General features: G+C 35.9%; 12 protein-coding genes and 1 pseudogene. 6 read left to right on the forward strand and 7 right to left on the reverse strand.

The window, feature by feature from the left end:
* Positions 1-68 precede the first annotated feature (68 nt).
* Both ACN4EE_RS08490 and zwf read right to left on the reverse strand, forming a co-directional pair.
* The gene (locus ACN4EE_RS08490) at positions 69-464 is read right to left on the reverse strand and encodes a four helix bundle protein (protein WP_431705994.1); all 396 of its coding nucleotides are present in this window, start codon (positions 462-464) and stop codon (positions 69-71) included.
* Positions 465-574: 110 nt separating this feature from the next.
* Complete coding sequence (gene zwf, locus ACN4EE_RS08495; RefSeq protein ID WP_431705995.1) at positions 575-2,104, reverse strand: glucose-6-phosphate dehydrogenase; 1,530 nt, start codon at positions 2,102-2,104, stop codon at positions 575-577.
* A gap of 240 nt (positions 2,105-2,344) precedes the next feature.
* Here zwf and ACN4EE_RS08500 point away from each other — a divergent pair, with 240 nt between their 5' ends.
* Positions 2,345-3,289: an undecaprenyl-diphosphate phosphatase gene (locus ACN4EE_RS08500; RefSeq protein ID WP_431705996.1), complete on the forward strand. Its 945-nt coding sequence runs from the start codon at positions 2,345-2,347 to the stop codon at positions 3,287-3,289.
* 79 nt (positions 3,290-3,368) lie between these two features.
* Positions 3,369-3,686, forward strand: a complete 318-nt coding sequence (locus ACN4EE_RS08505) for a putative quinol monooxygenase (RefSeq protein WP_431705997.1) — start codon at positions 3,369-3,371, stop codon at positions 3,684-3,686.
* Positions 3,687-3,754: 68 nt separating this feature from the next.
* On the opposite strand, the gene ACN4EE_RS08510 is transcribed toward ACN4EE_RS08505, so the two are convergent.
* Positions 3,755-4,894 carry a hybrid sensor histidine kinase/response regulator gene (locus ACN4EE_RS08510; protein WP_431705998.1) on the reverse strand — a complete coding sequence of 380 codons (1,140 nt, stop codon included), beginning with the start codon at positions 4,892-4,894 and terminating at the stop codon, positions 3,755-3,757.
* 244 nt (positions 4,895-5,138) lie between these two features.
* Here ACN4EE_RS08510 and psbA point away from each other — a divergent pair, with 244 nt between their 5' ends.
* Positions 5,139-6,206, forward strand: a complete 1,068-nt coding sequence (psbA, locus tag ACN4EE_RS08515) for a photosystem II q(b) protein (RefSeq protein WP_431705999.1) — start codon at positions 5,139-5,141, stop codon at positions 6,204-6,206.
* A 250-nt stretch (positions 6,207-6,456) separates the two neighbouring features.
* Positions 6,457-8,154 carry an alpha/beta hydrolase gene (locus ACN4EE_RS08520; protein ID WP_431706000.1) on the forward strand — a complete coding sequence of 566 codons (1,698 nt, stop codon included), beginning with the start codon at positions 6,457-6,459 and terminating at the stop codon, positions 8,152-8,154.
* 85 nt (positions 8,155-8,239) lie between these two features.
* Here ACN4EE_RS08520 and ACN4EE_RS08525 read toward each other — a convergent pair.
* A pseudogene (locus ACN4EE_RS08525) lies at positions 8,240-8,589 on the reverse strand (HigA family addiction module antitoxin).
* Positions 8,590-8,726: 137 nt separating this feature from the next.
* Between ACN4EE_RS08525 and ACN4EE_RS08530 the strand changes: the two are divergent.
* Together ACN4EE_RS08530 and ACN4EE_RS08535 are read left to right on the forward strand one after the other, a co-directional pair.
* Positions 8,727-11,900, forward strand: coding sequence for a valine--tRNA ligase (locus tag ACN4EE_RS08530; protein ID WP_431706001.1), 3,174 nt, complete (start codon positions 8,727-8,729; stop codon positions 11,898-11,900).
* 252 nt (positions 11,901-12,152) lie between these two features.
* Complete coding sequence (locus tag ACN4EE_RS08535; protein ID WP_431706002.1) at positions 12,153-12,446, forward strand: hypothetical protein; 294 nt, start codon at positions 12,153-12,155, stop codon at positions 12,444-12,446.
* A gap of 175 nt (positions 12,447-12,621) precedes the next feature.
* Here ACN4EE_RS08535 and ACN4EE_RS08540 read toward each other — a convergent pair whose 3' ends face one another.
* The 3 genes from ACN4EE_RS08540 to ACN4EE_RS08550 all read right to left on the reverse strand — a co-directional run bounded on the left by ACN4EE_RS08540 (position 12,622) and on the right by ACN4EE_RS08550 (position 13,613).
* Positions 12,622-12,984 carry a DUF5615 family PIN-like protein gene (locus tag ACN4EE_RS08540; RefSeq protein ID WP_431706003.1) on the reverse strand — a complete coding sequence of 121 codons (363 nt, stop codon included), beginning with the start codon at positions 12,982-12,984 and terminating at the stop codon, positions 12,622-12,624.
* Positions 12,968-13,336, reverse strand: a complete 369-nt coding sequence (locus tag ACN4EE_RS08545) for a DUF433 domain-containing protein (protein ID WP_431706004.1) — start codon at positions 13,334-13,336, stop codon at positions 12,968-12,970. The genes ACN4EE_RS08540 and ACN4EE_RS08545 overlap by 17 nt, the downstream gene beginning before the upstream one ends.
* Before the next feature lie 115 nt (positions 13,337-13,451).
* Positions 13,452-13,613 (reverse strand): hypothetical protein, encoded by a 162-nt coding sequence (locus tag ACN4EE_RS08550; protein WP_431706005.1) that lies wholly within the window; start codon positions 13,611-13,613, stop codon positions 13,452-13,454.
* Positions 13,614-13,620 lie beyond the last annotated feature (7 nt).

The raw sequence follows: 13,620 nt of genomic DNA on the forward strand, positions 1-13,620 counted from the left end.
GGCATCGTCAGATGTGTATATGGGACAGGGAAGAGGGGGAAGAGGGGGAAGAGGGGAAGAAAAAAAGTTTATAAAAGCCATTGCTCAGGATTGTGTATCATCTTGACTAATCCACTGAGAATTTGATTATAAATACCGTATAATTCTCTGGCTTTTTCAATATCTATATAATGGCAATTAACCGCAAATTTAAGCCAAACTTGGGTTTCTGCCGCTTCTCCCTCAGAATCACTCAATTTAGCAATAAATGCCGCTTTGTATCGTCTTTTTCCCCATGTTTCTGCTAGATTAGCACACACAGAACGGGACGATCGACGAATTTGATCCGTAAGAGAGTATCTTTCTTCCATGGGAAACTTTTTTGATAACTCAAAAATCTTCATAGCAGACTCAAAGGCTTTTTGATACACAATCAAATCCTCGTGACTTATTAAACATTGATTCTTTTTAAAGTCTGTTTCCATACCCATTTTTTGATCAATCAATTAATGATTTAATTTATCTTTCCTCCCCCTCTCCCCTTTCTTCCCCCTCTCCCCCCTCTTGTCTTCATCATTTTCCATCGGGCTTAACTTTAAAGTCTTCTCCATCTTCTACCATCTCTATTCAGCAAAAACTCTGCCTCTGGTGGTTGCCATGTACCTGCTTCATAAAATGGGATAGAATCAGGGGCTGATGGTGCATCCCACGCTGTTAACGCAGGAGTGACAATGCGCCAAGCCTCCTCCACTTCATCGGCACGGGTGAACAAAGTTTGATCCCCTAACATACAATCTAAAAGTAAGCGGTGATAAGCGTCTGCTGTTGCCATGCCAAAGGATGAGCCATAACTGAAATCCATATCCACTGTACGAGTGCGTAATTCAGAACCGGGTACTTTTGCTTCAAATCGTAAAGAAATGCCCTCATTGGGTTGAATACGCAAAGCCAAAATATTCGGATTGGTTTGTTGGGCGGCGGATTGAAAAATGGTTAACGGTACATCTTTAAATTGAATGGCAATCTCTGACACCTTCTTGGGTAAACGTTTCCCCGTGCGTAGATAGAAAGGCACACCTTGCCAACGCCAATTATCCACCATCAATTTCAGAGCGACAAAAGTAGGGGTTGTGGAATCTGGATTAACGTCTTTCTCGTCACGATACCCCGGAATTGGTTTTCCTTTCATCCATCCTGCGGTATATTGTCCTCTAATGGCACTTTTGTCCAAATTTTTTAAATCTGCAAGGCGAGTTGACTGTAAAGCCTTAACTTTTTCACCCCTAATACTATCGGCATTAACCCCGTTAGGTGCTTCCATCGCTGTTAAAGCAAATAATTGTAAGAGGTGATTTTGTACCATATCTCGCAACGCCCCTGCGGTTTCGTAATATCCTGCCCTTTCTTCTACCCCTACGGTTTCTGCTACGGTTATTTGAATATTGTCCACATAGTTACGATTCCATAAAGGCTCGAATATGGCATTAGCAAAGCGAAACACCATCAAGTTTTGTACTGTTTCTTTTCCTAAGTAATGATCAATACGATACACTTGTTCTTCTTTACAGACTTTCTGCACGATGCGATTTAATACTTGCGCACTGCTTAAATCTTTCCCGAAGGGTTTTTCTATCACTAAGCGATGTTTGAAAGAATCTTCTAACATTCCTGCCGCACCTAGTTGTTTGATAGCTGGAGGAAAAAACTTAGGAGACACCGCTAGATAAAAGACTCGATTTCCCCTTGTGCCTCTTTTGCCGTCTAATTCTTCCAGAAATGCCTTGAGTTTTTCGTAGCTTTCGGCTTCATCCATGTTTCCTGCACAGTAAAAAAGTCCTTCAGCAAAATCCTGCCATAAATCTTCTCTACCGATGCCGTCAGAAAATTCCTCGATACCCTCTCGCATTTGTTCTCGAAAATAGTCATGACTCCATTCTCTCCGTGCTACACCCACGATCGTCATCTCCGCAGGTAATCGCCCTTCTTTTTTGAGTTGGTATAAAGCAGGTACTAATTTTCTTTGGGTTAAGTCTCCTGATGCTCCAAATATAACAAGGATAAGTGGTTCAGGAGTTTTAGCTTGTTTTAATCCTATTCTGAGGGGATTTTCTTGTAGTGTCAACATTTAATTCTGTTTTTGAACAACCACTTTCATTTTAGTTTCTCTCTCAAAATGTGATTGATTTTCTTCTGACAGGTTAACTTTTGTAAAGTTCGATCGAACTCCTCACGTTCTGCCATTCAGTTTATAACATTTATACAACATTAAAACTATCCACTCTTCACTATTCACTATCCTGTCATATCGTCAGACGATCGAGTATAATTTTAAACTCGTTGCAGTAATTTATCAGTCAAAGGAATAATGTTTAAATCAAAATCTCGTCTTTATAACGCTATATCAGGAGTCACAGGGGGAATGTTATTCGTTTTCCTTGCCCATTCTGTGGCATTATCCCAAGAGATTGAGACTGTCACTAGCAATAATTTTTCCCAAGTCAATATTTTTCAAGCCTTCATCTTAGGCATGATTCAAGGATTAACAGAATTTATCCCCATCAGTAGCACCGCTCATTTAAAAGTGATACCCTTAGCGTTAGGATGGAACGATCCGGGGGTGTCTTTTACTGCTATTATTCAATTAGGTAGTATCGTGGCAGTATTGTGGTTTTTTCGTCAAGATTTAACTAACTTAACCCAAGGCATTCTTAAAGCTGTAGAAAAAAAAGATTATCAATCCCAAGATTTTAAAATTGGTTTAGGCATCGCTATTGGTACAATTCCTATTATTATCGGCGGATTAGCTTTCAAACTTTTGATTGATGATTTAGATAACTCCGCTTTTCGTAGTCTCAAAACTATTGCCTTCGCCTCGATCGTTATGTCAATATTATTAGGTATCGCTGAAAAAATTGGCTCTCATAAGCGTAATTTTGACCAATTATCCACAAAAGATGGTATTTTAATGGGATTAGCTCAAACACTAGCTTTAATACCGGGGGTTTCTCGCTCAGGCTCGACTATTACCGCAGGATTATTTATTAACTTAGAAAGGGCAACCGCCGCCCGTTTTTCCTTTTTACTCGGTATTCCAGCCATTACTTTAGCAGGTTTAGTGGAATTAAAAGACGTTTTTGATCAAAGTTTAAGCCTCTCCTCCTTGTTACCCTTAACCATTGGTTTAATATCTTCTTGGATTTTCTCTTATCTTTCTATTGCTTGGTTAATTCGCTTTTTACAAAAACAAAATACTTGGGTTTTCGTCTGGTATCGTCTTATTTTTGGGATAGCCATTCTTGTTCTGTTTTAGCTTATTCTATAGACTTTTCTCAATAACTTTGATAATCTTCTTACTATTACCATTATTTTTTTATTTCGATCGAACTTCTATGAATCAACCATTTATTGTTTTAGCAGGTAGATACAAAATCAAACCTGAAAAAAGAGAGCGTTTTTTAGAATTAGCCACGGTAGGAGTAGAGCCAACTCGTCAAGAATCAGGTAATATAAGCTATGCTTTTTATGAAGAAGTTAACGTACCCAATTCATTCATCTACTTTGAAGAATGGGAAAATAGAGAAGCCTTAATGGCACATCTAAAACAACCTTATATCACACCGTTATTAGCAGAATTTGCCGACTTAGTAGATGGTAGTGCTGATGTTAAAATCTATGATGTTGAACACTATACCACAGGATTAGATTAACGGAGAAATAAACTTAAATCCACCGAATAATATTACCTATCACCTTCCTTAGACTTTTTCTGCACCTCCTAATTAGGTTGTGATGCAGAAAAAATCGGTAAACCCACTGTTACCGTTATATCTTGTCCATAAGTACTGTTAATGTTTACAAAACCTTTGACAACTTGAGCGATCATTTTTACCAGTTTTAAACCAATACCAACCCCTTGTTGACTATAAGTCTCTCTGTCAAATTGAGTGAAAGTACCAATTTTAGCAATTTGTTCGGATGTCATGCCCTTTCCTACATTATGGATAGAAAGATACATCATATTATTTTTAACCTCACTAGAAACCTTTACTGGTGTACCTTTTTGGGAAAATTTTAAGGCGTTGTCCACTAATTCTAGTAGGATTGTTAATAAATAATCCTCTGAAATGGCTATTTCTCCTTCTTCTATATCAAATAGTAAATCCTTGGCTCGATCGTAATTTCTCGCCCCCCGTCTCACTATCAATTCTACAATAGGTAGAGACAAAAAGCTTTCTTGAACAGAACCTTTATTGATACCAAATAATTGAAGTTGTAAATATAAAAGAAATCTTTTAGTTAAATTAACTAATCGGTAAGCTGAATGTTGAGCCTCTCCTAGTAAATCTGAAATTTCATTATCATCAAAGTCAGCTAGATTATTTTTAAGAATGTCTAAAATACCAACAATACCATTTAAAGGAGTATTCAATTCATGGGATAAACTCACAGCGATATTTCCCGTTAACTCATCCATATTTTTGGCTAATGTATTGATAGTATTTCTCTGCAAAATAGAAAACTCGCTAATTTGATCATATTGAATTTTCATTCTCAACATGGATTTTACTCTGGCTTTTAACTCAACACTGTTAACAGGCTTCCCGATAAAATCATCCGCCCCCGATTCCAAACAATTAGCTAAATCTTCTTTAGAGTTTAATGCCGTCACCATAATAATAGGGATAGCCTTCCATTTCATCCTGTTTTTTATTTGTCTGCAAACTTCAATACCATCTAATTCTGGCATCATCACATCTAATAAAATTAAATCTGGGTGCACATCTTCTAAAGATGCGATCGCATCATAACCATTAGAAGCGTAATGTAAATAATAATCTGCGCTACTCAAAAATGTTTCAATAACATCAAAATTATCAGGCTCATCATCGACAACTAAAATACAAGGAACTTTCATAGCTAATTTTTTTGACTGTTTTCCAATCACTCTTTAGATACTGTTTCTAATTCCATTGTAACAGGACTGATGGAGTTTCACAGGGCAAATTTCCTAGCAGAAAACCTTTAGAATCTGGAAAGAAAAAAAAATGAAAAAAACTTGACAAAACTTTATATATGTTGTTATAATTCTAACTAAAGTGAGAAATCGCTTAAATTCGTACCTCGAAAATATTATACACACATAAAGAAATCATAAAAAGATGACTACCACTTTACAGCAACAACAGTCTTCCTCATGGGAGCAGTTTTGTCAGTGGATCACTTCTACCAACAACCGCTTATATGTAGGTTGGTTCGGTACTTTAATGATCCCTACCCTCTTAACTGCAACCACTTGTTTTATTATCGCTTTCATCGCAGCTCCTCCCGTTGATATTGACGGTATTCGTGAGCCTGTAGCTGGTTCTTTGTTATACGGAAACAACATCATCTCTGGTGCAGTTGTTCCTTCTTCCAACGCTATTGGTTTACACTTCTACCCCATTTGGGAAGCAGCTTCCTTAGATGAATGGTTATACAACGGTGGTCCTTACCAATTAGTAGTATTCCACTTCTTAATCGGAATTTTCTGCTACATGGGTCGTCAATGGGAATTATCCTTCCGTTTAGGAATGCGCCCTTGGATCTGTGTTGCTTACTCTGCACCTGTATCTGCTGCAACTGCTGTATTCTTAATCTACCCCATCGGACAAGGTTCTTTCTCTGATGGTATGCCTTTAGGAATCTCTGGAACATTCAACTTCATGTTTGTATTCCAAGCAGAGCATAACATTTTAATGCACCCCTTCCATATGTTAGGTGTAGCAGGTGTATTTGGTGGTTCTTTATTCTCCGCAATGCACGGTTCTCTCGTAACTTCTTCTTTAGTTCGTGAAACCACTGAAACCGAGTCTCAAAACTATGGTTACAAATTCGGTCAAGAAGAAGAAACCTACAACATCGTAGCCGCTCACGGTTATTTCGGTCGCTTAATTTTCCAATATGCTTCCTTTAACAATAGCCGCGCGTTACACTTCTTCTTAGGTGCATGGCCTGTCATCGGTATTTGGTTCACCGCAATGGGTGTATCCACCATGGCATTCAACTTAAACGGTTTCAACTTCAACCAGTCTATCTTAGATAGCCAAGGTCATGTAATTGGAACTTGGGCAGACGTATTAAACCGTGCTAACATCGGTATTGAAGTAATGCACGAACGTAACGCTCACAACTTCCCCTTAGACTTAGCCTCTGCTGAAGCAGTATCTGCTCCTGTAATCAACGGTTAATCCCTAAGGTTGGAAACAACTAAATAATTGTGTTGGGTTCTAAACCCAACCTACTAAAAGGCACTCTCTATTAATTTAGGGGGTGCTTTTTGGTGTTTGTGTATATTTTATATCGAATGCTTGAGGGGGAAATTACTCTCGTTAATCTACACTACAAAACGATTCGATCGAACTTGTATCCAAAAAAAAATTTGTTTTCATCTTGGTTTTTTTCACTGATAATGAATAATAAAATATTCTTTAGATTTGTATGAGCTTTGTCGATCGATTTTTCCCTCGTAAACTCACCGCCATAACCCTAAGTCTTCTTAGTTTAGGGGTATTCGACATTAAAAAAGTCTATAGTGCGGAGAGCATTTTCTTTGTTTATAGCCCATTTATTGCTAATCTACGGGTAGAATCTTTAGAACAATTCGCCCTTGATGGTACAGTTAATCAAAATTTGGGTTTTTATCTCAATCTAGCAAGGGTTGACGAAGAACAAACTGCGATATTTCGAGAAGCCTTAACTACTCCCATCATAGTTGATCATACCTTAATTTCTCGTATTTTAAATACTAATGAAGGAGAAAGATTACTTAACTATTTTGGTTCAGTCATTAATGTACGAGGAGGGCGTAATGGTAGATATGTTCTACGAGGTGCTTTAGTCAAAGCCTCTATGGAAAAAGATGGTTTAAGTTTACTTAATGTAATTCGGCATATGTCCGTTGATATTCAGCTTAATATCCGTCAAGTGTTGCAATATGTGCGTCAAGTTAATTTAGTCATAGATGGTAGTGAATTTTTCGCCACAGAAATAGCTAATCTCGCCTCGATCGAAGCCAAATCCAGTGGTAACATAGACTTTAACCAATTACCAGATATTCGACAAAGAGGTTCAAAAGCAGTTACTAACACTACCTTAAATCTATTTGATCAAAAAAGAAATCGTAGGTTTTATGTGGAATTATATCAACCCCAACAGTTAACCCCCAATACCCCCGTCATTATATTTTCTCATGGTTTAAGTTCTCGTCCCGAAGATTTTGCCTCCATTGCCTCCCATTTAGCTTCCTATGGTTACGTTGTCGCCATGCCTCAGCATATCGGTAGTGATATAAAACAAACAGAGGATTTTCTGGCAGGTTTTTCTCGTCAAATATTTATCTTAGAAGAATTTATCGATCGACCTTTAGATGTAACATTTTTATTAGATGAATTAACTCGTTTAAATAGTAGCCAATTTGGCGGTAACTTAAACTTAAACAACGTAGGAGTAGGAGGACATTCCTTTGGTGGCTATACCGCTTTAGCAGTGGCAGGGGCAAAAATTGACTTTGAGAATTTAGAGCATGGTTGTAATTTAGCTTTTGGAAATTTGAATAATGCTCTGTTATTACAATGTCGTGCTTTGAATTTACCCAGAAAAGACTATAATTTTCGAGACGAGAGAGTGAAAGCCGTTTTTACCGTTAACGCCGTCAATGCTACCATTTTTGGAGAGCAAGGATTAAATAACGTTACAATACCTACATTTGTGGCGGCAGGTAGCTATGATCCAGCGACTCCCTTTGTTTTTGAACAAGCACGAACTTTTCCTCATATTAACAGTTCAGATACCTATTTTCAACTACAAGAAGGTCAAGCCCATGTGGACTTTTCCCAGTTAGATGCAGGTATTACAGATTTAGTAAATACTGTGGGAAATTTAACCCTTCCTGCGCCCTACTTATTAGAAAACTATACTAATTCTATGGCTTTAGCCTTTTTTCAAACTCACTTACAAAACGATGAAAATTATCGAGTTTATCTCCAATCAGCTTACGGAGAACATTTAAGCGAAGGACAAGAATTTAAAACTCATATTATCACCGATAAATCAGCCCCGATTTTAGATGAAAAATTTGCTGAATTTATCCAAAATAATTATCAATTAATTTTTGGCACAAGACTTTTACGCAATTGAAAATAATAAGTAATAAGTAATAAGTAATAAGTAATAAGTAATAAGTAAGTTATATATCGTAAAAAAAGCCCTAATTAAAAACATTTTAACAGGCGATATGTTCTTTTATTTGAGCAAGTATTTCTTTTTCTTTAGCTTGGATATGGTATAAATCCCACCGTAACTGAAGATTAAGCCAAAAGTCTGGTGACATTCCAAAAAATTTGGCTAGGCGTAAAGCTGTACTAGGAGTGATTCCTCTACGATGATTTACAATTTCATTGACTGTTATATAAAACTTATTCATAGTTACCTATGACGTTTACTTTCTTTTTGATAAGGTACATGAATTTTATCCCCTAATTCTTTTTGTGTTATACCCATAGGTTCTAAAAATTCTTTTAATAGCATTTCCCCAGGGTGAGTTGGTTGTCTATGAGTGGGAATGTTAATCATAATAATTTGCATAGAAGTAGAATGATGAAAGTAGGCAACAGACAACTCTTAATTTTATATTCTATTAGTTAACAGTTAAAAGCTCTGATCCAATCACTATATAATAATAATTTGCCTATGATTTATAGATAATTTTTATGACAAACTCTCAATTTATATTACCTCCTCAATATGAACCTCAAGCCACCGAAGCTAAATGGCAAGAGTTTTGGAAAAGTAAAGAAACCTTTAAAGCTAATCCTAGCGCTCAGGGTGACGCTTATTCGATCGTAATTCCCCCGCCCAACGTTACTGGTAAACTTCACATGGGACACGCTTTTAATACATCCCTCATTGATACCCTTATTCGTTATCATCGCATGACAGGAAAAAATACCCTGTGTTTACCCGGTACAGATCATGCTAGTATTGCAGTACAAACTATTATAGAAAAACAACTCAAAGAAGAAGGTAAAACCCGTGACGACTTAGGGAGAGAGAAATTTTTAGAAAAGGCTTGGCAATGGCGACAAGAATCAGGAGACGCTATCTATAATCAATTACAAAGACTCGGTTTATCCGCAGATTGGAGTCGGGAAAGATTTACCCTTGATGAAGCATTATGCACTGCCGTTAAAACTGCTTTCATTAAATTATATGAAGAAGGCTTGATTTATCGGGGCAATTATATGGTTAACTGGTGTCCTGAATCTCAATCCGCCGTGTCAGACTTAGAAGTAGAAAATAAGGAAGTTGACGGTAATCTATGGCATTTACGCTATCCCTTAACGGAAGGAGACGAATATATAGAAATCGCCACGACACGCCCCGAAACCATGTTAGGAGATACTGCTGTAGCTGTTAATCCTGATGATAGTCGTTATCAGCATCTTATCGGCAAAACCCTGATTCTTCCTATTACTTTTCGAGAAATTCCCATTATTGCCGATGAATTTGTTGATCCTTCTTTTGGTACAGGATGTGTTAAAGTGACACCAGCACATGATCCTAATGATTTTCAAATGGGTAAGCGTCATGATCTACCCTTTATCAATATTTTAAACAAAGATGGTACGATCAACGAAAATGGTGGAGAATTTGAAGGGCAAGATAGATTTGTAGCGAGAAAAAATATCGTTAACCGTCTGGAGGAAGAAGGATTTTTAGTCAAAGTCGAAGCCTATCGTCATAGTGTACCTTATAGCGATCGAGGTAAAGTACCCGTTGAGCCTCTTATTTCTACTCAATGGTATGTCAAAATTGAACCTTTAGCCCAAAAAGCCTTACAAGAATTAGACAATAATCACTCCCCCCATTTTGTACCCGAAAGATGGCAAAAAGTCTATCGAGATTGGCTAGTCAAAATTCAAGACTGGTGTATTTCCCGTCAACTATGGTGGGGACATCAAATTCCAGCATGGTATATTGTTAGTAAAACAGGAGGAGAAATTACCGACGAGACTCCCTTTGTTGTCGCCTTTGATGAAGATGAGGCAAAAGAAAAATCGATCGAACTCTATGGAGAAGATATTATTATACAACAAGACCCAGATGTTTTAGATACATGGTTTTCATCAGGATTATGGCCATTTTCTACTATGGGTTGGCCTAATTCTACCGAAGATTTAGCACAATATTATCCTAACACAACCCTAGTCACAGGATTTGATATTATCTTCTTCTGGGTAGCCAGAATGACGATGATGGCTGGACACTTTACTGATAAAATGCCCTTTAAAGATGTGTATATTCATGGCTTGGTAAGGGATGAAAACGGCAAAAAAATGTCCAAGTCTGCTAATAATGGTATCGATCCTTTACTGTTAAGTGACAAATATGGTACTGATGCCCTAAGATATACCTTAATTCGAGAAGTTGCAGGGGCGGGGCAAGATATTAGTTTACAATATAACCGTCAAACCGATGAGTCAGAGTCTGTAGAAGCAAGTCGCAATTTTGCTAATAAATTATGGAATGCGGCGCGTTTTGTATTAATGAATCTGGAAGGAAAAACCCCCCAAGAGTTAGGCTATCCTAACCTACAGCAATTAGAGTTATCAGACAAATGGATACTGTCACGATTTAATCAAGTTGTCAAAGACACAAGAGAAAATATCGAGAATTATGGTTTAGGGGAAGCGGCGAAGGGATTATATGAATTTATCTGGGGTGATTTTTGCGATTGGTATATCGAATTAGTCAAGACTCGTTTATGGATAAAAGGGGAGTCTTCCTCTCGTGTGGTGGCGCAACAAACTTTAGCTTATGTTTTGGAGGGGATATTAAAACTTTTACATCCTTTCATGCCTCACATCACCGAAGAAATTTGGCACACCTTAACTCAAAATGAGAATGATAGTTTAGCCTTACAATCTTTTCCTGAAGTTGACGAATTAATCAATCTTTCTCCCTCTCTGGTGGTGGATACTCCTATGATGGAGATCGATCGAACCGATGAGGGTACAATTATTAAACTAGGGAATCAAGTAGTAAGTTTATTAGATCAATTACCAGATCAGGTTAGCCAATTTATCCGTAAATATCAACAACCTTTCACTCTATTAAGCATAATTTTTGCCACTTTCCTTGTTTTAGAGTTAATTTCTTCTGTTATTACGGCTATCCATGATTTTCCTCTCTTAGCGCCCTTACTACGTTTAATCGGCTTATTATATGGTTTATGGTTTAGTTATCAAAATCTGGTATTTGCTGAGACAAGACAACAGACTTGGGAAAGATTAAACATCTTAAAACGAGAAATTTTTGGACATTCGACTTCCGATACTGTTATGGCTTTAGAATTTGCCTCCCCGAAAGTTATCACCCCTCCTATCACTACTCTAATTGATAAGGATTTGGAAACCAGTTTTAGTGTATTATTTGAGACAATTCGATCGATTCGCAACCTCCGTGCAGAAGCTGAAATCAAACCGGGTATTAAGGTTAACGTCATTTTAGAGTCAAAAAGCGAGACAGAAAGAGCGATTTTAAATCAAACTCAAACCTATATCAAAGAGTTGGCAAAAGTCGAGAATCTCACCATTACTGATAGCTTAACCGAAGAAGTGTCTAAGGCGATCGCATCGGTTGTCGGTACAATTTCAGTATTGATACCTTTAGATGGTGTCATTGACATTGAAAAATTAACAGCAAAATTAGAGAAAAAATTAGGTAAAATCGAAGGAGAAATCAAATCCTTAGAAGGGCGCTTAAACAATGCTAATTTTGTTAATAAAGCACCGCAAGAGATTATCGACACCGCCAAAAATGCGTTAAATGAAGCTAAAATTCAAGGCGAAATTTTACAAAATCGCATCAATTTACTACAATAAAAATTAAGAATTAGCAATGAAGAATGAAGAATGAAGAATGAAGAATTAAGAATTAGGAATGAAGAATGAAGAATGAAGAATGAAGAATTAAAGGTGTTAATCACTAACACGCCGTTTAATAAATTATACGGCTAATAGTTTCCCGTTCAATCAATTGAACTCTAAATGTTTGATTAAAAACTATTCATTATTCACTATTCACTATTCACTATTCACTATTCACTATCCACTATTCACTATTCACTATTCACTATGTCCAATTCAGACTATAACAATAATCGAAAAAAAATCGAGGAGTTAGAAGCAGAAATATTAAATTCAACTCCTATTAAAACTAAAACTTTTGGCAGTATAATTAATAGTGTTAAAAATTGGTTTTTTACTCTACCATCTGCGGGGAAAGTTATTGTCGGAGTATTCGGTTTAATGATTGCTTTCTCTCTTTTAAGAACCGTTTTATCGATCGTACAATTAGCCTTTAGTTTGACTATTTTAGCCGCTATTTTTTATATTGTTTTTCAATTTATTGTTAAACCAAAAAGTTAAACCGTCAAGAAATAAATAAGTCTGTGACAATTATTTTGTGTTAATAAACTTTTGCAAAAATGATGATTTCAAAATAAAGGTATTGCATCTGTACTTTTAGTAAATATAGTCAATGTCTGTTGTGTCAAAATCACTAGGTAAACTGTACTTATTTTTAGTTATTTTCCCTTTATATTTAACCTAAACTTTGACAACGAATCCCATTATTTTTTACTATGATTAGGGATGTTTTTAACTGTGATTTATATTCAATAATAACATCAATAATTTTTTGAGCATATTCTGATAATGTAACTTGTTTAGGTGATAATCGCACAAAAATAACTCCATATTGAGCAGTTTTTTTTCCTAAAATTAAATCACTAATAAAACGTTTATCTTCAGTAATTAAAATCGCCTTCAATTCATTAGCTAATTTTAAAACTTCTCCATTCGTTACACCTCTATAATTTTCAAAAATAGCCTCAACTTCATAACCATATTCTCTTAATTTATCAATGGCTTCTTTTTTGATATTTTCATCAGCTAGAAATTTCACAATATTCCTGAAATAATTTTTTTAAATAATGATTATTATCCAAAGATTGAGCAAAGATTATCACACCTTCAATAGCATCTAAAGAAAGACTAGGATAAGAAGCAATTAATTGTTCTTTTGTTTGTCCAGAAGCCAAATTTTCTAAAACTGATTCTACAGATATTCTAGTACCTTTGATACATAGTTCACCGCCTAATATATCATCATTTTGACTAATAAAATCATTACTCAAATTAGTATTTTTATTAAAATTTTCTGTTTTATTTTTTAGGTATAATATTAAATCTAACTGCTCGTCAAAATCTAATCGATCTATCTCTTTAATAACTTTTTTAAATATTAAACTTGTCATAATTTTACCCTTTTATGTTGTTAACTTATTACTTAAAAAACAACTGATTTTGTTGCAAAAAATTAAGGGTTTCTTCTGCTTCATCAGAGAAATTCAAATTAAACATAATCTATTATTAATCATCATCCTCAATTTCGACATCAGCATATTGAGAAAAATTACCTAAATATTTAACCTTTCCCTGTTTAGCCTGTTCAATTCCTCTCAAAAGGGATTCTAAAGCCTCTTGATTATGCCATAACCACTGTTCATATTGAGGAGATTTAATAATAGTCATTACCTTG

It is taken from the genome of Geminocystis sp. CENA526 (assembly GCF_050753365.1).
Taxonomy (GTDB): domain Bacteria; phylum Cyanobacteriota; class Cyanobacteriia; order Cyanobacteriales; family Cyanobacteriaceae; genus Geminocystis.

Excerpts from the sequence above, each read along its gene's own strand:
- ACN4EE_RS08510 (WP_431705998.1), bottom strand. The coding sequence starts at position 4,894 with ATGAAAGTTCCTTGTATTTTAGTTGTCGATGATGAGCCTGATAATTTT.
- ACN4EE_RS08490 (WP_431705994.1), bottom strand. The coding sequence starts at position 464 with ATGGAAACAGACTTTAAAAAGAATCAATGTTTAATAAGTCACGAGGAT.
- ACN4EE_RS08530 (WP_431706001.1), top strand. The coding sequence starts at position 8,727 with ATGACAAACTCTCAATTTATATTACCTCCTCAATATGAACCTCAAGCC.
- ACN4EE_RS08535 (WP_431706002.1), top strand. The coding sequence starts at position 12,153 with ATGTCCAATTCAGACTATAACAATAATCGAAAAAAAATCGAGGAGTTA.
- zwf (WP_431705995.1), bottom strand. The coding sequence starts at position 2,104 with ATGTTGACACTACAAGAAAATCCCCTCAGAATAGGATTAAAACAAGCT.
- psbA (WP_431705999.1), top strand. The coding sequence starts at position 5,139 with ATGACTACCACTTTACAGCAACAACAGTCTTCCTCATGGGAGCAGTTT.
- ACN4EE_RS08545 (WP_431706004.1), bottom strand. The coding sequence starts at position 13,336 with ATGACAAGTTTAATATTTAAAAAAGTTATTAAAGAGATAGATCGATTA.
- ACN4EE_RS08505 (WP_431705997.1), top strand. The coding sequence starts at position 3,369 with ATGAATCAACCATTTATTGTTTTAGCAGGTAGATACAAAATCAAACCT.
- ACN4EE_RS08500 (WP_431705996.1), top strand. The coding sequence starts at position 2,345 with ATGTTTAAATCAAAATCTCGTCTTTATAACGCTATATCAGGAGTCACA.
- ACN4EE_RS08520 (WP_431706000.1), top strand. The coding sequence starts at position 6,457 with ATGAGCTTTGTCGATCGATTTTTCCCTCGTAAACTCACCGCCATAACC.
- ACN4EE_RS08550 (WP_431706005.1), bottom strand. The coding sequence starts at position 13,613 with ATGACTATTATTAAATCTCCTCAATATGAACAGTGGTTATGGCATAAT.